General features: G+C 69.6%; 17 protein-coding genes and 2 pseudogenes. 9 read left to right on the top strand and 10 right to left on the bottom strand.

What is annotated here, in order from left to right; all coding sequences use genetic code 11:
- Positions 1-84 precede the first annotated feature (84 nt).
- Entirely contained in the window at positions 85-1,494 is a 1,410-nt protein-coding gene (locus AB0O34_RS18435) for an FAD-dependent oxidoreductase (protein WP_363916701.1), read from the bottom strand.
- A gap of 344 nt (positions 1,495-1,838) precedes the next feature.
- Between AB0O34_RS18435 and AB0O34_RS18440 the strand changes: the two genes are divergently transcribed.
- On the top strand, positions 1,839-2,174 hold the full coding sequence (locus tag AB0O34_RS18440; protein WP_363916703.1) for a metalloregulator ArsR/SmtB family transcription factor: 336 nt from the start codon (positions 1,839-1,841) through the stop codon (positions 2,172-2,174).
- 10 nt (positions 2,175-2,184) lie between these two features.
- Positions 2,185-2,712 (top strand): N-acetyltransferase family protein, encoded by a 528-nt coding sequence (locus AB0O34_RS18445; protein ID WP_363916705.1) that lies wholly within the window; start codon positions 2,185-2,187, stop codon positions 2,710-2,712.
- 108 nt (positions 2,713-2,820) lie between these two features.
- Here AB0O34_RS18445 and AB0O34_RS18450 read toward each other — a convergent pair whose 3' ends face one another.
- From AB0O34_RS18450 to AB0O34_RS18460, 3 genes are read right to left on the bottom strand one after another with little or no spacing between them, the layout of a single operon-like run.
- Entirely contained in the window at positions 2,821-4,095 is a 1,275-nt protein-coding gene (locus AB0O34_RS18450; RefSeq protein WP_363916707.1) for a cytochrome P450, read from the bottom strand.
- A 10-nt stretch (positions 4,096-4,105) separates the two neighbouring features.
- Positions 4,106-4,297, bottom strand: coding sequence for a ferredoxin (locus AB0O34_RS18455; protein WP_363916709.1), 192 nt, complete (start codon positions 4,295-4,297; stop codon positions 4,106-4,108).
- The gene (locus AB0O34_RS18460; protein WP_363916711.1) at positions 4,294-4,911 is read right to left on the bottom strand and encodes a helix-turn-helix domain-containing protein; all 618 of its coding nucleotides are present in this window, start codon (positions 4,909-4,911) and stop codon (positions 4,294-4,296) included. Before AB0O34_RS18460 ends, AB0O34_RS18455 begins: the two co-directional genes overlap by 4 nt.
- A 220-nt stretch (positions 4,912-5,131) precedes the next feature.
- On the opposite strand from AB0O34_RS18460, the gene AB0O34_RS18465 reads away from it, so the two are divergent.
- Positions 5,132-5,284, top strand: a complete 153-nt coding sequence (locus AB0O34_RS18465; protein WP_363916787.1) for an SDR family oxidoreductase — start codon at positions 5,132-5,134, stop codon at positions 5,282-5,284.
- Here the strand turns inward: AB0O34_RS18465 and AB0O34_RS18470 are convergent.
- The 3 genes from AB0O34_RS18470 to AB0O34_RS18480 are packed head-to-tail and all read right to left on the bottom strand — an operon-like array spanning position 5,274 to position 8,441.
- Entirely contained in the window at positions 5,274-6,164 is an 891-nt protein-coding gene (locus AB0O34_RS18470) for a carbohydrate ABC transporter permease (RefSeq protein WP_363916713.1), read from the bottom strand. The two genes, AB0O34_RS18465 and AB0O34_RS18470, sit on opposite strands and share 11 nt — an antisense overlap.
- A 1-nt stretch (position 6,165) precedes the next feature.
- Positions 6,166-7,086: a sugar ABC transporter permease gene (locus tag AB0O34_RS18475; protein ID WP_363916789.1), complete on the bottom strand. Its 921-nt coding sequence runs from the start codon at positions 7,084-7,086 to the stop codon at positions 6,166-6,168.
- 2 nt (positions 7,087-7,088) lie between these two features.
- Positions 7,089-8,441, bottom strand: a complete 1,353-nt coding sequence (locus AB0O34_RS18480) for an extracellular solute-binding protein (RefSeq protein WP_363916715.1) — start codon at positions 8,439-8,441, stop codon at positions 7,089-7,091.
- A 355-nt stretch (positions 8,442-8,796) separates the two neighbouring features.
- Between AB0O34_RS18480 and AB0O34_RS18485 the strand changes: the two genes are divergently transcribed.
- From AB0O34_RS18485 to AB0O34_RS18500, 4 genes are all read left to right on the top strand, one after another.
- Positions 8,797-11,265, top strand: a complete 2,469-nt coding sequence (locus AB0O34_RS18485) for a glycoside hydrolase family 3 N-terminal domain-containing protein (protein ID WP_363916717.1) — start codon at positions 8,797-8,799, stop codon at positions 11,263-11,265.
- Complete coding sequence (locus tag AB0O34_RS18490; RefSeq protein ID WP_363916719.1) at positions 11,249-12,274, top strand: substrate-binding domain-containing protein; 1,026 nt, start codon at positions 11,249-11,251, stop codon at positions 12,272-12,274. The genes AB0O34_RS18485 and AB0O34_RS18490 overlap by 17 nt, the downstream gene beginning before the upstream one ends.
- A 292-nt stretch (positions 12,275-12,566) precedes the next feature.
- Positions 12,567-14,084: a ricin-type beta-trefoil lectin domain protein gene (locus AB0O34_RS18495; RefSeq protein WP_363916721.1), complete on the top strand. Its 1,518-nt coding sequence runs from the start codon at positions 12,567-12,569 to the stop codon at positions 14,082-14,084.
- Positions 14,085-14,218: 134 nt separating this feature from the next.
- A complete protein-coding gene (locus AB0O34_RS18500) occupies positions 14,219-16,243 on the top strand; it encodes a beta-1,3-glucanase family protein (RefSeq protein WP_363916723.1) in 2,025 nt (674 codons plus the stop codon).
- Positions 16,244-16,435: 192 nt separating this feature from the next.
- Here the strand turns inward: AB0O34_RS18500 and AB0O34_RS18505 are convergent.
- Both AB0O34_RS18505 and AB0O34_RS18510 read right to left on the bottom strand, forming a co-directional pair.
- A pseudogene (locus AB0O34_RS18505) lies at positions 16,436-17,044 on the bottom strand (glycoside hydrolase family 88 protein); the annotation flags it as partial.
- A gap of 46 nt (positions 17,045-17,090) precedes the next feature.
- The gene (locus tag AB0O34_RS18510; protein WP_363916725.1) at positions 17,091-18,626 is read right to left on the bottom strand and encodes a glycosyl hydrolase family 18 protein; all 1,536 of its coding nucleotides are present in this window, start codon (positions 18,624-18,626) and stop codon (positions 17,091-17,093) included.
- Positions 18,627-19,370: 744 nt separating this feature from the next.
- Between AB0O34_RS18510 and AB0O34_RS18515 the strand changes: the two genes are divergently transcribed.
- On the top strand, positions 19,371-20,138 hold the full coding sequence (locus AB0O34_RS18515) for a polysaccharide deacetylase family protein (RefSeq protein WP_363916727.1): 768 nt from the start codon (positions 19,371-19,373) through the stop codon (positions 20,136-20,138).
- 177 nt (positions 20,139-20,315) lie between these two features.
- On the opposite strand, the gene AB0O34_RS18520 is transcribed toward AB0O34_RS18515, so the two are convergent.
- Complete coding sequence (locus AB0O34_RS18520) at positions 20,316-20,837, bottom strand: phospholipase (RefSeq protein ID WP_363916729.1); 522 nt, start codon at positions 20,835-20,837, stop codon at positions 20,316-20,318.
- Between the two features lie 114 nt (positions 20,838-20,951).
- On the opposite strand from AB0O34_RS18520, the pseudogene AB0O34_RS18525 reads away from it, so the two are divergent.
- A pseudogene (locus tag AB0O34_RS18525) lies at positions 20,952-21,263 on the top strand (aldo/keto reductase); the annotation flags it as partial.
- Between the last annotated feature and the right edge of the window lie 87 nt (positions 21,264-21,350).

Consider the following 21,350-nt stretch of genomic DNA (forward strand, 5'->3'; position numbering starts at 1 on the left):
CGCCGCACCGGCGGGGAAGCCGGGCGGCGCCGGGAGATACGGAGACGACGTACGGCAAGCGGCGGCCGAGCTCACCTTGGCCGCTCAGCCGCAGCAGCCGCCGCCATCGGCGTTGACGGCCGCCAGTGGCGGGCGCGTGGCGAGCAGGCCGCCGCTGACCCCGGCGGCCAGGCCGACCCTCTGCTCTTGTGCCTCGGCCAGATCCGAGGAGCAGACCCCGGTCTCCGGCAGGTCGAGCTGGACGTCGCGGGCGGCCTCCCAATCGCCGGCCAGCGCGGCCACCACGGAGCGGACCTGCTCATACCCGGTGGCCATCAGGAACGTCGGGGCGCGGCCGTAGCTTTTGACGCCGACGGCGTAGTAGCCGTTCTCAGGGTGGGTGAGCTCGTCGACGCCGTGGGCGGGGACGGTGCCGCAGGAATGCGCGTTGGGGTCGATCAGCGGGGCCAGCGCGCGGGTGGAGCCGAGGATCGGGTCGGTGTCCAGACGCAGTTCGCCGGCGATGGAGTGGTCGGGCCGATAGCCGGTCGCTGAGATGATCCGGTCGACGGTGACCGACCGCTCGGCGCCGGATGGGTCGCGGCTGACCACCCTCACCCGCTCGCCGGTTCCTGACCCGATCACGGTGAGGGAGTGGATGTAGAAGCCCGTGACCAGCGTGATGCGGCCGGACTCCACGTGCGCCCGCAGCCGGGTGCCGAGCGCCCCACGGGCCGGCAGCGCGTCGGCCTCGCCGCCGCCGTACGTACGGCCGGCGCTTCCCGCGCGGATCGCCCAGGTGATCCGGGTGTCCTCCACCTGGGCAAGGGCCAGCAGAGTGGTGGCCGCCGAGTGACCGGCGCCCACGACGAGGGTGTGCTTGCCGGTGTAGGCGTCGCGATCGGCGCCCAGCACGTCGGGCAGCGCATGGTCGACGAACCGCACCGCCTCCGCCTCGCCGTAGGCGGGCAGGCCGCTCGCGCCCAGGACGTTCGGGGTCGTGTAAGTGCCGGATGCGTCGACGACCGCCCGAGCCCGCAGCTCCTCACCATCGGACAGACGAAGCACGAAGGGGGCCTGCTCGCGGCCGGTCGTGCGAACCCGGTCATAACCCAGCCGGCTGATCGCGTTCACCTTCACGCCCAGCCGAATCCGCTCACCGAACAGTGCGGCGAGCGGGGCGAGGTAGTCCTCGATCAGTTCCGCGCCCGTGGGAAGCCGTTCGGGGTCGGGTGCCGTCCACCCCTGGGCCGCCAGCAGGCGGCGGGCGGCGGCATCGATGTTGTAGCGCCAGGGGCTGAACACCCGCACGTGCCCCCACTGCGCGATCGACGCGCCGGCCCGCGGCCCGGCCTCGATCACCTGGAAGTCCAGGCCGCGCTCGGCCAGGTGCGCGGCGGCGGCCAGGCCGACCGGGCCTGCGCCGATCACCACGATGGGCAGCGCGCCGACGTCCGCGCGATCAGTGAAGGGCTCGATCTCAAGGGCGGCCGGGCCACAGCATCCATCACTCATGATCGCCTCTTCTGGAAGTCGCGTGTTGATCATCAAGGGCCTGGCGGGACATCAGGCTGCCGGTGCGGGCGCGGCACACCAGGCCGTACCACGGCAGGCCGCGTCGCACACCTGCGAGCCGGCCTCGTCGAACGTGACGGAAACGACCCGGCGAACGCGGCGGAGCGGTGCGCGCATCACACCTCAGGCTTCGAAGACTGTCCGAGCAAGTAGCTTGCCCTCTTGATTAGATGAATGTCAAGTTAGGTGGTCATCTAATCAAGCGGCCGGAAGGGCCGGCTCTCCTCAGGCTGCGGCCCCGAAGGCTCCCCAGATCATGCTTGATCGACTATCGTCGATAGTCAATGAAGCATGACGCCGTCCCGCTCGAACGGGACTCAGCCGAGGAGTACGCGAGCTGGTTCAAGGCCCTGGCCGACGCCACTCGCATCCAGATCGTGTCGCTGCTGGCCAGGCATCGCGAGCCGATGACCGTCGGGCAGATCGTCGCGGCCGTCCGGATCGGCCAGTCGACCGTGTCCCATCACTTGAAGATCTTGTCGGAGGTCCGGTTCGTGCTGGTGGAGCATCGCGGCACCTCCAGCCTGTACCGGATCAACCAGGCCTGCGTCGGCTGCTTCCCCAGCGCCGCCGACGTGGTCATGGGCAATCCCGTTCCCGTGGCACCCGCCTGCGACTGAGGAGCCCGCCATGGACCACGAAGCCATCATCCCTCTCGCCGAACGCGGCATCACCATCCGCCCGATGCGCGCGGCGGACGCCGCGCAGGTGCTGGCCATCTACCAGGCCGGACTCGACACCGGGAACGCCAGCTTCGAGACGACCACCCCTGCCTGGGAACACTTCGACCAGGGCAAGCACCCGCGGCTTCGCTATGTCGCCACGGACAGCGAAACCGGCCGCGTCGCCGGCTGGGTCGCCGCCTCGCCGGTCTCCAGCAGGCCGGTCTACGCCGGGGTGGTCGAGCACAGCGTCTACGTCGATCCCGCCTGCCAGGGGCGCGGCATCGGCCACGACCTGCTCACCACCCTGGTGAACGCCGGCGAAGCGGCCGGGATCTGGACCATCCAGACCGGCGTCTTCCCCGAGAACGAGCCCAGCCTGCGGCTGCACCAGGCCTGCGGCTTCCGGATCGTCGGCACCCGGCAGCGCATCGGACTGCATCACGGCAGATGGCGTGACGTGCTGTTCCTGGAACGGCGGAGCCCGAAGATCTGAAGGCCGCGGGCGTTGTCCTCAGACGGGACCGCCCGGCGTCACGGCTCGCAGCGGTCCGGACCCGGGCGCAGGAAGTCGTCCCGGGCCTCCTTCGTGTTCGTGGGACGGTCAGCCGATGCGGAGCGGGAGCGTGCGCGGGCCGCGGACCTGGCCGGTGGCCCAGGTCACCGCCGCCGGGTCGTCGAGGCTGAAGTTCGGGATCCGCTCCAGCCAGACCTCGAGCGCGACCCGCAGCTCCATGCGCGCCAGGTGCGAGCCCACGCAGCGGTGGATGCCCAGGCCGAACGCGGCGTGCCGGTTGACCTCGCGGTCGATGACGACCTCGCCCGCCGCGTCGAACTGGGCCGGGTCACGGTTGGCCGCCGGGAACGACAGCAGGATCCAGTCGTCGGCCTTCATGTCGACGCCGTTCCAGTGCATGTCCTCCTTGACCAGCCGCGCCATCGTGACCGGCGCGTAGGCCCGGAGGAACTCCTCCATCGCGGTCGGCAGCAGGGCGGGCTCGGCCACCAGGCGCTCGCGGTCGGCCGGGGTCTTGGCCAGGTGCCACAGCGACGCGCCGATCGCGCTCCAGCTGGTGTCGATGCCGGCGATGAGCAGCAGCGACATCGTGCCCGCCACGTGAGCCGGCTGCAGCTTCTGACCGTAGAGCTCCGCGTTGACGAGGTAGGTGGTGAGGTCGTCGCGGGGGTTGTCGACGTGGTCGCGGATCTGCGCGAAAAGGTAGTCGAACAGCTTCTCGGCCCTGGGGATGCGCTCCTCGGGCGGCAGGTTGACGCTCTCCAGCACGTTCTCGACGAATTCACGGAACCGCGGGCCGTCCTCGGGCGGGAAGCCCAGCATGTCGGCGATGACCCGCATCGGGATGTGCTGGGCGTAGTCGCGGGCGACATCGACGACGTCCTGCCCCTCCAGCGCGTCGATGAGCGAATGGCAGTACGCTCGCGTCGCCTGCTCCTGCCTGGCGACGGCGGCCTTGGTGAAAACCGGGAGCAGCAGCTTGCGCGCGTCGTGGTGGAAGGGCGGGTCGGAGGAGATCGGCGGCGCGCCGCCCACCGGTGCGAAGTCGAGTGGCGGCCGGACATTGCTCACGATGATCGAACGAGATGAGAAGCGCTCGGTGTCGTAGGCGATCGCCGCGACGTCCTCGTAGCGGGTCGGCAGCCATGCGCCGCCGAACCGGTCGGTGTGCGCGATCGGGCAACGCTGCCGCAGATCATCTTGGATGGGATACGGGTCGGCCGCCCACTCAGGCTCCGCGTGGGAGAAGTCGGTCGCCCAGTCCGAGACCGGCCCGGTGATCACCTCACTGTGCATGATGAGAGACCGGTCTCGCAGCCTCTGGTCTAAGTTCTCCTGGTCGAAGCGGTCATCGACGGTCATGTCACGCCTCCTAGAGGATCTCGATCGCTCTTTCCGGACAGTTCGACACGGCCAGGCGCGCTGTGTGCTCCTCGCCCGGCGGCACGACGCCGTCACCGGCGACCTGCCCGTAGCCCTCGTCGTCCTCGCCGAACAGGCCGGGGGCGAGGTCGTAGCAGCGACCGTGTCCCTGGCATCGCTCGGAGTTGATCTTTACTTTCACTTCGGCACTCCCCTCTGTGCTGTGGTGTCGGCAGGGGCGAAGGCGGCGACGACACGGGCCAGCAACGCGGTCCACTCCTCGTCGCCGACCGCGTGCAGGTCTGGTGTGACGAGCACGCTGCCCATCGCGAGCAGCAGGCAGAAATGCGCCAGCGCGTCCGGCGACAGCGCGTCGTCCAGCTCGCCGCCGTTCTGGGCCGCGCGGACGAGCCCGGCGAGCCAGCCGGCGCGTTCGCCCACGTAGTCGCGCATCGGCCTGGCGAGGTCTTCGTCGCGACGTGCCGCCACGAGCGACTCGACGATGAGGTAGCCGCGGGCGTCGTGCCGGCGCGGGAGCCGGCGGCCGACGACGAGCAGCAGATCGGCGATCGACCGGTTAGGGTCGGCGGCGAACAACTTGGCCAGCAGCTTCGGCCCGTGCTCGCGCAGCGCGGCCACCAGCAGCTCGGCCTTCGAGCCGAAGTGCGCGTACAGCGCGCCGTTGCTCACCCCTGCCGCCGCGGCGATATCGGCGACGCGGGTGCCGTCGTAGCCACGCTCGGCGAAGACCTCGGCTGCCGCCCGCAGCAACCGATCGCGGGTCTCGGCGGCGGTGACGCCTGCGATCCGCCCCATACAAGAATTAAAAGAGTGTTCATTTGATATGTCAACGGGCGGCAGCCGCATCGATCACTCGACGTAGTCGAAGATCGTCTCGACACGTGTCACGTGATCGGATGCAGCCGCTGCCCGCTCGATCGCGTCCGGCTGGTGGCCTTGGCGCACACCGTAGAAATCGGCTCCGGCGTCCCGTGAGCGTCGCCTGACGGCGTCACCGAGTGTCACGTTGCGGACGGTGATCGACTACGGCGCCGCCAAGGCGGCCCTGACGAACTTCTCCAAAGCCCTGTCGACAGAGGCCGGGGCCCACGGCATCCGGGTCAACACCATCGGCCCCGGCCCGGTCACCACCGGTCCCGGCCCCCGCCGCCGGCGCCTCACTTGCTGAACCCCGCGGTCAGGCCGCTGAGGAGCTGGCGCCGCCCGAGCACGTAGAGGACCAGGATGGGGAGGGTGGTGAGCACCACGGAGGCCAGCACCGCGGGCACGTTCACGCTGTACTGCCCCTGGAAGGTCCACAACGCCAGCGGCAGGGTCCGCTTGGTCGGGTCCTGGGTGAGGATCAGTGGCAGCAGGAAGCCGTTCCAGATCGTCAGCGCGTTGTAGACCGTCACCGTCACCACGGCCGGCCTGGTCAGCGGGAAGGCCAGGCGCCAGAGCATCATCGGCTCGCCGGCGCCATCGAGCCGCATGGACTCGAACAGCTCCTTGGGCACGTCCCTGATGAAGTTGGAAAGGATCAGCACCGACAGCGGGATGGCGAAGGCGATCGACGGCAGGATCAGCGCCAGCAGCGTGTCGTACAGGCGCAGCCGGATGATGATCAGGTAGATCGGGATGATCGTCGCCTGGAGCGGGATGGCCAGGCCCATGAGGAAGAGCGAGTTGGTCCAGCGCAGGAACCTGCCGGAGCCGCCGCGCACGATCGCGAAGGCTGCCATGAAGGAGACCGCCACCGCGGGCACCACCGCGCCGACGGCGACGATGATGCTGTTGAGGAAGTACTGGACGAAGTCCGACTCGATGACCAGCCGGTAGTTCTGCAGGGTCGGCTCGGCCGGTGGCGCCAGTGGGTTGGTCGCGTAGTAGCTGCTCTGCGCCTTGAAGCTGGTGATGATGATCCAGTAGATAGGGACGACCACGACCGCCAGCCAGAGCCAGCCGGCCGCGCCACCGAGCCAGTTACGGCGGCCGGCCACCGTGCCGTCGCGCTGAGCGGGCTGCCTGGTGGCCGCCCGCTCGGGGCGCTTCGTCAGTGTCGTGCTCATGTCAGGCCCCTTCCAGCTGGCTGGCGGAGCCGTCGTTGCCGCCGACCCGGCGAAGCAGCAGCGCGAGGGCCAAGCCCACGAGGACGAGGATGACGGCGATCACGCTGGCCGGGCCCATGAGGTTGGCCTGGAACCCCCTCTTGTACATGTCCAGGGCGAGGACCCGGGTGGCGTCCGCCGGGCCGCCCGCGGTCAGCACGAAGATCAGGTCGAAGAAGGTCAGCGATCCGACGACCATCAGGGTCGAGGAGGTGATGATGGTGTACTTGAGCTGCGGCAGGGTGATGCTGAAGAACTTGCGGACACGCCCCGCGCCGTCCATCTCGGCGGCCTCGTACATCGAGCGCGGGATCTGCCGCACGCCGCCCTGGTAGATGAGCGAGTGGAACGGGATGAACTGCCAGGACACCACGAAGATCACGACGCTGAAGGCGAGGCGGGGCTCGCCGAGCCAGTCCTGGCTGAGCAGGTCGACGCCGAGCCCGGCGCCGAGCCCGAAGTTCGGGTCGAGCAGCGCCTTGTAGGTGATGGCGATGGCCGCCGAGCTGAGCAGCAGCGGCACGAAGTACACCACCGACAGCACCGCGCGGTAGCGCTGGGCGCCGGCGAGGAACACCCCGAGCAGGATGCTCGCCGGCGTCTGCACCGCCCACGATATGGCCATCACCAGGAACGTCACCCACAGCGCGTGCGGCAGGCCGGGATCGGCGAGCACGGCCTTCCAGCTCGTCAGGCCCGAGGCGTGGATGTCGCCGATCCCGTCCCAGGTGGTGAAGCTGAGCACGAGGACCCCGATCAGCGGGATCACGCCGAACCCGACGAAGAACACCAGCGCCGGCACGGCCAGCCACGCGACGGGACCGCTGCGGCCGGCTCCCGTGCCGGTCGGCGGCCTCCCCCGCGTGGCGGAGGTCGGGGGCATGGTCACTTGCCGATGACCGCGTTCATGTTCGTGGCGAACTGCTGAGGCGAGACCGACAGCTGGAACAGCTTGGAGATGTTGTCCAGCAGCGTCTCGGCCGCGGTGGGGCTGAGGGCCTGGTCCCAGGACTGGGCGAACGTCTTGGCCCCGCTCGCGACGCTGTAGACGAACTTGAGGTAATCGGCGTCCTTGGAGGAGGTCAGCAGGGCGTCGGACCCCTTGACGATCGGCACGCCGCCGGTGCCGATCCACTGCTTGATCTCCTCGTCGTCGAGGATCGCTGTGGAGAAGTACTTCTTGGCGATCTCCTTCTCCTCGGCGGTCGCCTTGGAGGAGATCGACAGGTACTGGCCGGGGTTGCCGACGGTGTCGCTGGGGTCGCCCTTGCCGCCGTCGACGGGCGGGAAGTTCATGTAGCCGAGGTGGCCGCCGGAGACGAAGTCGCCGCCGTCGGTGGACATGCTGCCGTACGTCCAGCTGCCGTGCAGCATCATCGCGGCCTTGCCTGTGTACAGCAGCGCCTGGTCGGCGTTGGAGTCCGCCGTGATCGAGGAGAAGCCCTTGATGAAGCCGTTCGCCTTGATCAGCTCCTGCATCTTGGTCAGGCCCTCGATGGCGGCCGGGTTGGACCAGGCGTCCTTCTCCGCGTCGAAGACGGCCTGGAACACCTCCGAGCCGCCGATGCGGTCGAAGAGGAACTCCAGCCACATCATGTTCGTCCAGCGTGACTGGCCGCCGAGCGAGAACGGCGCGATGCCCTTGGCGTTGAACTTGGGCACCAGGTCCATGATGTCGCCCCAGCTCTGCGGCGGTTGCGCGCCGACCCGCTCGAAGAGCTTCTTGTTGTAGAACAGGACGATCGGCTGCACCGTCTCGCACGGCATCGCGTAGATCTTGCCGTCGATCGTCGCGGCGCCGAACGAGGAGGGGAACAGCCGGTCCTTGACCGCGGCGTTCTCCGAGAACCACGAGGTGAGGTCCTCGACCTGGCCGGCCTGCACGTAGCTGCGCAGCGTACCGCCGCCCCAGCCCCAGATGACGGTGGGAGCCTGGCCCGCGCCGATCGCTGTCTTGATCTTGGTCTTGTAGGCGTCGTTCTGGAAGGTCGTCGCCGCGATCTGGGTACTGGGATTGGCCTTGTTGAACCGCTCCACGGTGGAGGTGCGGACGCCTTCCCCCGGCTGTCCGGTGATGTACCAATAGCTGGCCTTGCCACCGCCGCCGCCTCCACCACTGCTGCTGCCACCACCGGGGCTTGCCGGGCCCGAGGTGCCGCAGGCGGCTAACGCTGCTCCGAGAGGCAAGCCCATGGAGAGGCTGAGGAAGGTGCGGCGAGACGTTGTCCTGGGTTCCACGCTGATCTCCGTACTCGAGCGCCGAGGGCTGGCCGCGGCTCGTTGTTCATCGGACGCGTTGGCCGGCGGTCGTGGATCGGCACCCCGATGTCCGCTCATCCACTCCCCTTCGAGTGAACTCGTCGAAACATTTGCGACATAACCGCACGGCCCGTCAATCTAGATTTCGGTGATTGGCGTGTCAAGACCCCTCGGGGCACGGCCTGCTCTCGGCAGGAGGAAGCGGGTGTAGTAATCTCGCGCGGGCGCTCAGCTGGCCATCTGATATCCGAGGCAGGCGGCGTGCGGATCGCTCAAAGACGTCGAAACATTTCGAAAAAATTGCGGCAGAAATACCCTCTAAGGAGAGCAGCAGATGACGGCTCTAGATCGCACCCCTGCGGCGAACCGGGCGCTCCGCCCCTGGCAGGACCCCGCGCTCCCCATGGCGGACCGCGTCGGCGCCCTCCTTGAGGAGATGACCCTGGAAGAGAAGGTCGCCCAGCTCGGCAGCCGGTGGGCCGGCAACGACATGGCGGCCGATGAGGCTCCCACCCCCGACCCCGACCCCGACCCCGACGGCACCGGGACGCTGAACGTCGCGCCGATGCAGGACGTGTTCGCGGCCTCCGGCACGATCCCCCTTGAGGAGGCGGCCCGCCACGGGCTCGGCCATCTGACCCGCGTGTTCGGCAGCGGGCCGGTGACCGCGGCGGAGGGCGCCGCCGAGGTGGTACGACAACAGCGCGTGGTCGTCGAGCGTTCCAGGCTCGGCGTCCCGGCGCTCGTCCACGAGGAGTGCCTCACCGGTTTCACGACCTACGGCGCGACCGTCTACCCCGCGGCCATCGCCTGGGCAGCCACGTTCGACCCCGAACTGGTGGAACGGATGGCCGCCGCCATCGGCCGGGACATGCGGGCCGTGGGCGCGCACCAGGGTCTTTCACCCGTGCTCGACGTCGTGCGCGACTACCGCTGGGGCCGGGTCGAGGAGACGATGGGCGAGGACCCGTACCTCGTCTCCATGCTCGGCACCGCCTACGTCCGCGGCCTGGAGAGCGCCGGCGTGATCGCCACCCTCAAGCACTTCGCCGGATACTCCGCCTCGCGGGCGGCACGCAACCACGGCCCCGTACCCATGGGCCGCCGCGAGCTGATGGACATGATCCTGCCCCCCTTCGAGGCGGCCATCGTCCTCGGCGGCGCCCGCTCGGTGATGAACTCCTACGCCGACGTGGACGGCGTACCCGCCGTGGCCGACTCCTGGCTGCTGACCGACCTGCTGCGCGAGGAATGGGGCTTCACCGGGACCGTCGTCTCGGACTACTGGGCCGTTCCGTTCCTGGCCACCATGCACCGGGTCGCCGCCGACACCGGCGAGGCCGGTGTCCAGGCGCTCGCCGCGGGCGTCGACGTCGAGCTCCCCGACACCCTCGGCTTCGGGCAGCACCTGGTCGAGCGGGTGCGCCGAGGCGAGCTGCCCGAGGCCCTGATCGACCGGGCGGCGCGCCGCCTGCTCAGCCAGAAGGCGGAGCTCGGGCTGCTCGACCAGGACTGGACGCCCGAGGGCTCGGTGTCCGCGGCCGGCGCCGCGGATCTGGACTCCCCGTCCAATCGCGCGCTGGCCCGCGAGATGGCCGAAAGGTCCGTCGTTCTGCTCGACGCGGGCACCGCGCTGCCGCTGCTGGGAGAGGGGCGGCAGGAGCTGTCCCGCGTCGCCGTCGTCGGACCCTGCGCGGACGACCCGCGTACGTTCATGGGGTGCTACGCCTTCCCCAACCACGTCCTGCCCCGCCACCCCGGGCTCGGGCTCGGCGTCGACGCGCCCAGCCTCCTCCACGCCCTGCGCGCCGAGCTGCCCGACGCCGAGATCGTCCACGAACGGGGCTGCGACGTGCAGGGCGAGGACCGCTCGGGCTTCGCCGCCGCGACGGCGGCGGCCCGCGAGGCGGACCTGTGCGTCGCCGTCGTCGGCGACCTCGCCGGCCTGTTCGGGCAGGGGACCTCGGGCGAGGGCTGCGACGCCGAGGACCTCCGGCTGCCCGGCGTCCAGGCCGACCTGCTTGACGCCCTCGCCGGCACGGGCACGCCGGTCGTCGTGGTCGTGGTCTCCGGCCGCCCGTACGCTCTGGGCGAGGTGCACGACCGCGCCGCCGCGCTCGTCCAGGCCTTCATGCCCGGCGAGGAGGGTGGGGCGGCCATCGCCGGTATACTCTCCGGTCGCGTCCAGCCTGGTGGCAAGCTTCCCGTGCAGATCCCCCGCCTGCCGGGCGGGCAGCCGGGCACATACCTGCAGCCGCCCCTGGGGGCCGACAGCCAGGGCATCAGCAACCTCGACCCCACCCCGCTGTTCCCCTTCGGGCACGGCGGCTCCTACTCCACCTTCGAGGTCGGCGACCTGCGCATCAGCGACGCTGAAATCCCGACCGACGGCGAGTTCAGCGTGTCGGTCCGCGTCGGCAACACCGGCTCCCGAGCGGGCGACGAGGTCGTCCAGCTCTATCTGCACGACGTCCTCGCCCAGGTCACCCGGCCGGTGAAGCAGCTGACCGGCTTCGCGAGGGTCAGCCTGGAGCCCGGAGAGAGCACCGAGGTGCGCTTCCAGGTGCACGCCGACCGCACCGCGTTCACCGGGCGCGACCTGCGGCGCGTCGTCGAGCCCGGGGACATCGAGGTGTTCGTCGGCACGTCGGCGACCGACCTGCCGTGCCGTGGCGGCGTGCGGCTGACCGGACCGCTGCGGGTCGTCGGCCCCGGCAGGCGGCTCGTCACTCCGGTGGAGGTCGGCCCGGCGCGGGGAACGGCCGCCGGGCGGCAGGGAGGAAGAGATGCCGACCAGTCCTAGGCGTGCCACGCTGGCCGTCGTCGCGGCCTCGGCCGGCGTGTCCGTGGCGACCGTGTCCAAGGTGCTCAACGGCCGCAGCGACGTCGCGCCGGCCACGCGCTCGCTGGTGCAGTCGCTGCTGCGGCAGCACCAGTACGTGGCCCCGTCGCCGCGCCATGCCGCGGGGGCGAGGCCTGCCACGATCGAAGTGCAGTTCGACGCCGATCTCAACGCCTACTCCACCGAGATCATCCAGGGTGCGGTCGAGGCGGGGGCCGAGGCCGGCGTCGCGGTCGTGGTCAGCATCAGGCCCGGCGCGGAGCACACCTCCGCGCGGGTCCTCGACCTGGTCTCCGCCGGGCGCCGGGCGCTGATCGCGGTGACCAGCGAGCTGACCTCCGGGCAGCTCGGCGTCCTGTCACGCGCCCGCCTGCCGCTGGTCGTGATCGATCCGCTGAACCTGCCGCGCACCAGCGTGACCAGCGTCGGGTCGACCAACTTCGCCGGCGGCTTCACCGCGACCCAGCACCTGCTCCGCCTCGGGCACCGGCGCGTCGCCTACATCGGCGGCCCGGCGACCGCGGCCTGCAGTCAGGCGCGGCTGCACGGATACCGCGCCGCCATGGAGGCCGAAGGGGCCCCCGTGCTGCCCGGCTACGTGCAGTCGGGGCACTTCCTCTACCAGGACGGCCTCGAGTTCGGCGCGGTCGTGCTCGACCTGCCACAGGCTCCGACCGCGGTCTTCGCCGGCAGCGACGAGACCGCGTTCGGGGTGATGGAGGCCGCCCGGTCCCGTGGTCTGCGCGTACCCGAGGACCTCAGCATCGTGGGCTTCGACGACACCCAGATCGCCACGATGGTCTCGCCGCCGCTGACCACCGTCCGCCAGCCGCTGCGGGAGATGGGCAGGGCCGCCCTGCGCACGGCGCTGCGCCTGGCCGACGGGGAGAAGATCGACTCACATCACGTCGAGCTGGCCACCGAGCTGGTCGTACGGGGATCGACCGCGCCCGTCCTTCCCGCTGGCTGAGCCGCCACGGTTGGCCGCTCACCGACGGAGCGTGCGATGCGCATGCCTGCACCGCCTGGCGGCGCAGCTCCTCGGACCCGGACAGCGCCGCGAACCCGCTCTCGACGACGCGGACCCGTTCTCCCCCTTCATGGCATCCTGCCTGCCTTTCGTGGAGGAGACAGCGGAGCCGGCACTTCGTCCGGTGGGGTCCACACAATTTTGTTAGGGCTTGACTAACGGTGAGTAAACTGTAAAGGTTCTTTTCTGAGAGCGCTCTCACGTCTCATCCACCCCCCCTCGAAAGATTGCCGTGAGACTCACCGTGCTGACCGGCGCGGCGGTGTTCGCCGTTGCGCTCGTCTTCCCTTCCTCGGCCGCTCAGGCCACCCCGTCGCCCGATCCCCGCCCGGCCGCCACCCCCGCCGAGACCATGCAGCAGGCGCTGCAACGCGACCTGCATCTGACCGCCCCCGAAGCGCGCGTCCGCCAGACCCACGAGGCCGCGGCGGCGGTCGTCGAACGCGGGCTGCGCGCGCGCCTGGGCGGCCGGTTCGCCGGCGCCTGGTACGACCCCGCCCAGCAGCGGCTGAAAGTCGGCGTACTGGACGCCCGCGACGCCGACCTCGTCAAAGCGGCCGGCGCACTGCCCGTAGAGGTGCGGCACAGCGAGAAGCAACTGACCGCCACGAAGGCGACACTCGACCGCGCCGCCGACGCGGCCGGCAAGGACGTCTACGGCTGGTACGTCGACCCGGCCGCCAACACCGTCGTGGTGTCGGCGGCCGACACCGCCGCCGCCGAACGGCTCGTGCGGGCCGGGTCCGTGGACGCCGCGGCGGTGCGGATCTCCGTCGGCCAGGCCCCCCACCCGGTGTACGACATCCGGGGCGGCGACCAGTACGTCATCAACGGCAACACCCTGTGCTCGGTCGGGTTCTCGGTCAACAACGGCGGCTTCGTCACCGCCGGGCACTGCGGGCGCGCCGGGAACCCCACCCTCGGGTACAACAACGTCAACCAGGGCACCTTCGTCGATTCGTCCTTCCCCGGCAACGACTACGCCTGGGTGCGTACCAACGGCGACTGGACGCCGCGCCCCTGGGTCAACAACTACGGCGGCGGCGTCGTCTCCGTGGCCGGTTCGCAGGAGGCCCCCACCGGCGCCTCCATCTGCCGGTCCGGGCGCACCACCGGCTGGCGCTGCGGTGTCATCCAGGCCAAGGACGTGACCGTGAACTACTCCGGGTCGCTGGTCTACGGGCTGACCCAGACCACCGCCTGTGCCGAAGGCGGCGACTCGGGCGGCGCCTGGATGTCCGGCGACCAGGCCCAGGGCGTCACCTCCGGCGCCTCGGGCAACTGCTCAAGCGGCGGCAACACCTTCTACCAGCCGGTCAACGAGATCCTCGGCGCGTACGGCCTGAGCCTGACCACCACCGGCGGTGACACCAGCGCGCTGGTGAGCAACTACAACAACAAGTGCATCGACGTCCCCGGCTCCAACTTCGGCGACGGAGTGCCGCTGCAGATGTACACCTGCAACAACACCAACGCACAGCGATGGACGTTCACCGGGGGCACACTCCGCACGCAGAACAACAAGTGCATGGACGTGGCCTGGGGATCGCGGGACAACGGCGCCGTGATCCAGATCGCGACCTGCAGCGGCAACCCCGCGCAGCAGTTCGTCCTGTCCGGCGCAGGGGACCTGGTCAATCCCCAGTCCAACAAGTGCGTCGACATCGACGCCTGGAACGCCAACGACGGCGCCCGCCTGATCCAGTGGGAGTGCACCGGCGGGGCCAACCAGAAGTGGCGCCGCGGCTGATCCGCATCCTTCCGTCCCTCCGATGACCGGGGCGGTGCGCAGGCACCGCCCCGTCCTGACCACGCTCCACGCAGTCCCATCACGTCGAACGGCGAGGACGCCGGTCCGGCGTGGTCCCCCCAGAGGAGTCCGGTATGCACGTGTTGTCCAAGCGGTGGCGACGAGGTCTGGTCGCCGCCGTCCTACTGGCCCAGGCGGTCGTCTTCGCCGCCGGTCAGCAGGCGGCGAGCGCCGCCGTATCGCAGTTGCCGTTCACCGTCACGAATAACTCCGGCCGCGGCGACGCGACGTACATCTACGTCATCGCGCGCAACTCGGCCGGCCAGCAGGGCTACGTGGACGCCTCGGGAACGTGGCGCGCGTACAGCTTCCCCCCGTCGACCCCCAACGGGCCTGTCCCGGCGCCGGACGTCTCGATCCCCGGGCCGGGCAACGGCGCGAGGACGACCATCTTGTTGCCGCCAAGCTTGTCGGGCGGCCGCGTCTACCTTTCGATGGGGGCGAAGCTGCAGTTCTTCCTCACGACGAACGGGCTCGTCGAGCCCGCGCCCTGGGTCGCGAGTGACGCGAACGCCAACGTGCTCTACGACTGGACGGAGTTCGCGCGGGCGAGCAGCGGCGGAACGGGCATCTTCATCAACTCCACGACGGTCGACATGTTCAGCATCCCGCTGACCGTCAGCGTCACCGACACCTCCGGCAACACCCAGACACAGGGCATCGCCGGAAACCGCACCGGCATCCTGAACGGGTTCAGCGGGCTGGGGTCACCGTGGTCGGGCCTGACCACGACGCGCGCCTCCGACGGCCTCCCGCTGCGCGTGCTCGCGCCCGTGCACGCCATCGCGAAGGGGGCGTTCCCCGGGACGTACCTCGACTCCTACGTGAACGCCGTGTGGTCGTACTACGCGACGCACACGTTGACCGTGCAGACGTCGCTGGGCAACTTCACCGGCACGACCAGCGGCGCGAACTGGACCTTCAGGGGCGCGTCAGGCAATGTCATCGGCACGCTCACCCGGCCGGCGACCAGTGACGTCTTCGCGTGCGCCGGTGGCACGCAACCGCAGGGCCAGCCGGACCAGACGGCGATCCTCGCGGTCGGCGCGCGCGTGTGCGCGGCGCTGAACCGGGCGACGCTGTCGACGGCGGGCCGGGTCATGTTCGACACCCAGCCGACGACGGACCCGGCGAGGTTCTACGGGCAGTCCGCGTCGAACCTCTTCAGCAAGACGATCCACGACTACTCGCTGAACGGCCTGGCGTACGGCTTCTCGTACGACGACGTGGGCGGTTTCGCTCCCGTGATCGACCAGCCGAACCCGTCGTCGGCCGGGATGACGATCGGCAGCTTCGGCACGGGAGGCGGCGGTGGCCCCGGCCCGGTCGGCGGCCAGCCGATCACGGGTCCGGGAGGCAAGTGCGTCGACGTCGCGGGCGACGACACCGGCGGCAACGGCGCGCCGGTCCAGCTGTGGGACTGCCAGGCCAACGCCGTCGACCAGCGCTACACGATGGTCGGGAACACCCTGCGCACGTTCAACGGCGGCAAGTGCCTCGACGTCGTGGACAGCGCCACCGGGAACGGGGCGAAGGTCCAGATCTGGGACTGCTTCGGCGCGGGGAACCAGCAGTGGCTGCTGCAGTCCGACGGGTCCATCAAGAACGCCGGCTCCGGCCGGTGCCTCGACTCCCCCGGCGGCGCCACCGGCAACGGCACACGGTTGCAGATCTGGGACTGCAACGGCGGCTCCGCGCAACGCTGGTCGTTCCCCGGCGGAGCCAACATCGCCGGCCCCGGCGGCAAGTGCGTCGACGTCGCGGGCGACGACACCGGCGTCAACAACACCGCGGTCCAGCTGTGGGACTGCCAGTCCTCGGCCAAGGACCAGTTCTGGACCTGGAACGGGCAGACGCTGCGCACCCTCGGCCGCTGCCTGGACGTGCAGTCCGGCGGCACCGCGAACGGCACCGCGCTGCAGCTCTACGACTGCAACACCAGCGGCGCGCAGAACTGGGTGCAACTGTCCAACGGGTCGATCCAGAACCCGCAGTCCGGCCGGTGCGTCGACGCCCCCGGCGGCAACACCGCGAACGGCACCCGCCTGACGATCTACGACTGCAACGGCAGCGCCGCACAGCGCTTCCTCGTCCAGTAACCAGCCCCACCGGTCCGGCGGTGCGCCCGCACCGCCGGACGTGCGGTGATCAGATCCTGGCGTTGCGTCGCAGCAGGCCGAGGGCGCGCACGGTGATGTGGCCGCGCCATTCGAGGGCCCAACCCGTTTGAAGATCCGAAGTCCGTACAGGTCCTGGTGCGGTGCTGTCATGTGCCCGTTCGCATCAAAGCCGCGGGTGGCGTTCGCCTTGTAACTCGTGTCCACGTAGCCGCGCTCGACCGCCCGCGAGATCGTAAACGTGTACATGGCCGAGCACGAGGTCTCGGTCCAGTTGCCGGAGTCGCTCCCCTTGTCGACGACCTGGAACCAGCGCCCGGTGGCCGGGTCCTGGTAGCGGGCGAACGCGGCGACCAGGTCGCGCACGATGCCGATCAGCGTGGCCCGCTGCGGGTGGGACGCCGGGAGGATCTCCAGCACATCGCTCACGGCCATGCCGTACCAGCCGATGGCCCGGCACCAGGAGATGCCGTTGGTGTCGCCGGGCTCCGGGTGCACCCAGCTCGCGGTGAGTCCTCCGGGTTCGTCATACGCACCGCAAAACGGGCCAGGCCGTCCCGGGCCCTGGAACGCTGGACCAGGGCGAACTGCGCCACGTCCGCGACCGATGCGGGGCCGAATCCCTCGACCTCGGCCGCGGTGCGAGGCCGGCCCGCGAATTCCAGCAGGTCCGGGAGTAGGGCGTCGGCGTATGTGTCGATGTCCACCTGGGAGGCCGCGCCCAGCTCCTAGACGTGGCGTGCCCGTGACGGACCGCACCCGCCGGCGATCGGGGGCGCCCACCTGGTGGGCGCCCCCTCCCGTCCGGGGAACTACTCTGACGTGGCCGCTAGCGGCCTTGCAGTGCCTTCACGTTGTCGCCGAAGGTCCAGCCCTTCGACCCATCCCAGTTGATGGACCAGGTCATCAGACCCTTGAGGTTGCCGCTGAAGCTGTTCCAGCTCTGGGACACCAGAGAGGGCGCCATGTAGCCGCCTCCGGCTCCGCTCTGGGCGGGCAGACCGGGGACCTGCTTGTCATAGGGGACCCTGATCGTCGTACCCTGAATGACCAGGCCGTTGTTCAAGCAGGTGGTCTGGGCGGTGAACCCCTGAACCGTGCCCGCGGAATAGGAGTCACCGGAGCAGCCGTACATGCTTCCGTTGTAGTACTGCATGTTCAGCCACCAGAGGCGGCCGTTGTCGGCGTACTTCTTGATGATCGGCAGGTACGCTCCCCAGATCGAGCCGTAGGTGACGCTGCCCCCGGTGACATACGCCGTCTCGGGTGCCATGGTCAGGCCGAAGTTGGACGGCATCTGGGCGAGCACGCCGTCGATGATGCGGATGAGATTGGCCTGGGACGCGGACAGCTGGCTGATGTTGCCGCTGCCGCTGAGGCCGGTCTCGATGTCGATGTCGATCCCATCGAAGTTGTACCGCTTGAGGATCGGCACGACCGTGGCGACGAAGCGGTCGGCGACGGTGCTGGAGCTGAGGTCGATGCCGGCGGTCGCTCCGCCGATGGACATCAGGATCGTCAGACCGGCAGCCTTGGCCTGGCACATTTCGGCCGGGGTGGCGACCTTGACGGTGGAGTCCATGCCGTCTTCCCACAGGACGGTTCCGTCGGAGCGGATGACCGGGAACGCCGCGTTGATCACGTTGTAGCCGTGGGCCTTGATGCGGGAGTCGGTGATCGGAATCCAGCCGAGCGGCGGGTGCACACCATTCGACGCGCCGTCCCAGTTCTCCCAGTACCCCTGGAGGACCTTGCCCGTCGGCCTGGACTTCACCGCGCACGTGCCACCCGTCGGTGTAGGAGTGGGCGTCGGAGTCGGAGTCGGGGTGGGCGTGGGCGTGGGTGTCGGCGTGGGCGTCGGGGTGGGGGTGCTCGACGGGGGGGCTCCGGGCCCGTCGAAGCTGACGTCATCGGCATAGTAGGTGCCCTGCCCGTACCACCCGTGCAGGTAGACCACGGCGGTGGTCTGACCGGCCGCGGTGGTGAAGGCGACCGAGAGCTGCGTGTACGTCGCCGACGAGGTCCAGGTGGACCCCCCGCCGTTCACCCCGAGGTAGACGTAATTACCGCGCACCCAGGCGGTCAACGTGTAAGCGGTGCTCGGCTTGACGCTCACCGACTGGGTGCACTGGGCGTTGTCGGAGACGCTCGCCGCGCCGGCGAGTGCTTTCGTGCCGGTGCGGACCGGGGAACTGACCGCCGAACCCAGCCCACCGGTGCAGGACCAGGGCGAGAGGGATCCGGTCTCGAAGCCCGGATTCGCGAGGAGGTTGGCGGCCTGAGCCGACGTCTGCGTGACGAGGACGCCTAGGACCGCAAGCAACAACGAAGCTGCCAGCGCGAGCAGGCGGGGGGTCCGTTTCATGGGTTAAGCCCTTCTAGCGCCCGGATGGCAGGGGTCACCGGGCATCGACGGCGGGCGGAAGGTTCGGCTCCCCTGGAACGCCGACTCCACCCGGAGGCCTTGACGAGGGTCGCGGTCGGAATGCCGTCCTGGCGGCCTCGGGTGCCATGGCGGTCGCGGCGGGCAAGAGGATGAGGAGGGGACGACGGGGTTCGCTGGGCGCATGAGGGCCTCGTCCTCAGGGGAGTTCTTATAGGAAAGTTTCCTAAGAGTTCTCGCGATCGTAGCCTCGCCTTCAATGCCGTACAAGACCCAAAACAGGACGTCCACGTAGTGCACGGAACGCTTGTGGCCCTGCTCGAAGTCGAAAGTGCCGCAGCGCACCGCTGGCCGCTGTTGGTGGGAGACCGTCGGCGTGGACGACATTCATGCGCACGTGCGCTCATGCGGGAAAGGGGGTATCCACCTGTCGGAGCTTTCGTAGCGAACGCCGCCGCTCTCTGATTCGCGAAGGTGGGACTGGAGTGTCTGGTCCGGAGCCGGCCGTCGTCCTCCCTGATGGCCACGGTCGCGTCCTCGGGGCGGATAGCAGTGAAAGCCAGGTCATCGCCTCGCTAACCCGGCCTTGTCCGGCCGCTCATCATGGCCTCCCTACGCTGGCCCGATGCGGTTGCTCCACAAGATCAAGGTGGGCGCCGGGCCGTACGGCCTGTGCGTCTATCCCCAGCCGGGATGGTGCTCGCTGGGACACACGGGGGTGTTCCGATGATCGGACGACGTCGCTTCCTGGCCGCCGCGGCGACGCTGACGGCCGCCGCCTGCTCTCCCGAGCCGCCGGGGGCCCGGGGAGCCGCGAAGGACTCCGCCACGCCCACGGCGGCGACGCTCGCGGCGACATCGACATCGACACCGGCGGCGACACCTGCGCCGGTGCACCTGCCAGGGGAAGTCGTGCACGGGCCGCGGAACCGCCCGCTGGTGGCGCTGACCTTCCACGGCGAGGGGTCACCGGCGCTCGCCGAGAAGATCCTTGCGGTGATCGAGCGGGAGCGAGCGCACGCGACGATCCTGGCCGTCGGCACCTGGCTGGACAGAGCGATCGCGGACCGGATCACCGGCGCCGGCCACGACCTGGGAAACCACACGATGCACCACCTGGACATCTCCTCGATGAGCACCGGCCAGGCCCGCAGGGAGATCGAGGAGTGCGCGGACCGGCTGCACCGGCTGACGGGGTCCATCGGGTCCTGGTTCCGGCAGTCCGCCAGCCGGCACGCGACTCCCGTCGTCCGCGACCTCGCGGCACGGGCGGGCTACCGGACCTGCCTGTCGTACGACGTCGACTCCCTCGACTACACCGATCCCGGCGCCGCGGCGATCAGCGGCAACGTCCTGCGCGCCGCACGGCCGGGGTCGATCGTGAGCCTGCATCTTGGCCATCCCGGCACCCTGACCGCGCTGCCGCGCATCCTGGAGGGCCTGCACCGGCGCGGCCTGCACGCGGTCACGGTGAGCGAGTTGCTGGCACACTGACCCGATGGAGGGGCGTGCGCGACGATGGCGTAGCCGTTGGTCTGTGCGCTCCGGCGCCCTGGCGGACCTTGAGGTGTCCCCAGGACCAGGCACTGATCAATGCCGGCCGGGCGGGGCGCCGAGCGGCCACTGTGCGGCTGCCCGGCGCCCGGTTACCGTAAGTTGGAGCGAGATCGGTCAGGCTCCGGCGTTCTGAGTGGCTTGTTCGGCGTCCTGGCGGATCCGTTCGATCTGCGTCTGGGTGACGTTGAGCGCGCCGAACTGCTTGACCGCCTGGTAGTAGGTCCAGGCGAGGCTGTTGCAGGTGGCTTTGGCGGCGCTGGAATATCCCGCGCAGACCTGCCGCATGTCGAAATAGAACGAGTCGTCGATGCGCGCCTTGTTAGCCGGGAACTGGCTCACCGCCTTGTAGTTGCGGTAGCCGAAGTCGTGACGCCGGCACGGCATTCTGAAGTCGAAGCCAAGCGGCTGGTCAGGGCTGCTCGAGCACAGGTCGGTCGACCAGTCGAAGCCGTAGTCCGCCCAGGCGGACTGGTTCTGCCAGGCAGCGAGCCAGTTGGATGCGCTGACCGTCGTCGGCTGCGTGAAACCGGAAAGTGTGGCGAGCTTTTGCTCCTGCGTCACCGCGTATGCGGGTAGCGTTAATCCGAGTAATGCGGCCAGGGAGAGGGCGACGATTGCGAGGGATCGCTTGACCATGGGGGGCTCTGCCTTTGTTTGGGGGGCATCTCTCACGGCAGGGGTCTGCCACGGCACAAGAATGCGGCGCAACACCCTGGAACGCCGGAACAGATTTTGATCAAGATTAGAACGATGTTCCCAAACAATCACTCTTTACATAGTGACAACGGCCTGTCAGAGTGTGATTCCTTGTTAGGGCAGGGCGACGACGAACCAACGGTTCACGCGACGCTCGACCACGCGCTCGGCGCGGGCATCACCATGTTCGACACCGCCAACTCCTACGGCGGTGGCCGGTCGGAGGAGTGGCTGGCCGCCAGGCGGGTGCGGGAGAGGGTCCTGGTGACCACGAAGGCCGGCAACCGGGTGGGCGCAGGCCCCGGTGACGCCGGCCTGTCGGCCCGGCACATCCCTGAGCAGGCCGAGGGCAGCCTGCGGCGGCGGCGCACCGACCGGGCATGCCGGACGCCGGTCCTGGTGGACTTGCCCCGGTTTGGTGGACACCCGACCTCGGCGGAACCCTGGTTCCTG

This window comes from Sphaerisporangium sp. NPDC088356 (genome assembly GCF_040685555.1).
In the GTDB taxonomy this organism is placed as follows: Bacteria; Actinomycetota; Actinomycetes; order Streptosporangiales; family Streptosporangiaceae; genus Sphaerisporangium.

What these genes read in the sequence shown, in the direction of transcription:
- AB0O34_RS18490 (WP_363916719.1), top strand. Translation starts at nt 11,249, where the DNA reads ATGCCGACCAGTCCTAGGCGTGCCACGCTGGCCGTCGTCGCGGCCTCG.
- AB0O34_RS18435 (WP_363916701.1), bottom strand. Translation starts at nt 1,494, where the DNA reads ATGAGTGATGGATGCTGTGGCCCGGCCGCCCTTGAGATCGAGCCCTTC.
- AB0O34_RS18500 (WP_363916723.1), top strand. Translation starts at nt 14,219, where the DNA reads ATGCACGTGTTGTCCAAGCGGTGGCGACGAGGTCTGGTCGCCGCCGTC.
- AB0O34_RS18510 (WP_363916725.1), bottom strand. Translation starts at nt 18,626, where the DNA reads ATGAAACGGACCCCCCGCCTGCTCGCGCTGGCAGCTTCGTTGTTGCTT.
- AB0O34_RS18470 (WP_363916713.1), bottom strand. Translation starts at nt 6,164, where the DNA reads ATGAGCACGACACTGACGAAGCGCCCCGAGCGGGCGGCCACCAGGCAG.
- AB0O34_RS18460 (WP_363916711.1), bottom strand. Translation starts at nt 4,911, where the DNA reads ATGGGGCGGATCGCAGGCGTCACCGCCGCCGAGACCCGCGATCGGTTG.
- AB0O34_RS18520 (WP_363916729.1), bottom strand. Translation starts at nt 20,837, where the DNA reads ATGGTCAAGCGATCCCTCGCAATCGTCGCCCTCTCCCTGGCCGCATTA.
- AB0O34_RS18485 (WP_363916717.1), top strand. Translation starts at nt 8,797, where the DNA reads ATGACGGCTCTAGATCGCACCCCTGCGGCGAACCGGGCGCTCCGCCCC.
- AB0O34_RS18475 (WP_363916789.1), bottom strand. Translation starts at nt 7,086, where the DNA reads ATGCCCCCGACCTCCGCCACGCGGGGGAGGCCGCCGACCGGCACGGGA.
- AB0O34_RS18515 (WP_363916727.1), top strand. Translation starts at nt 19,371, where the DNA reads ATGATCGGACGACGTCGCTTCCTGGCCGCCGCGGCGACGCTGACGGCC.
- AB0O34_RS18450 (WP_363916707.1), bottom strand. Translation starts at nt 4,095, where the DNA reads ATGACCGTCGATGACCGCTTCGACCAGGAGAACTTAGACCAGAGGCTG.
- AB0O34_RS18445 (WP_363916705.1), top strand. Translation starts at nt 2,185, where the DNA reads ATGGACCACGAAGCCATCATCCCTCTCGCCGAACGCGGCATCACCATC.
- AB0O34_RS18440 (WP_363916703.1), top strand. Translation starts at nt 1,839, where the DNA reads ATGAAGCATGACGCCGTCCCGCTCGAACGGGACTCAGCCGAGGAGTAC.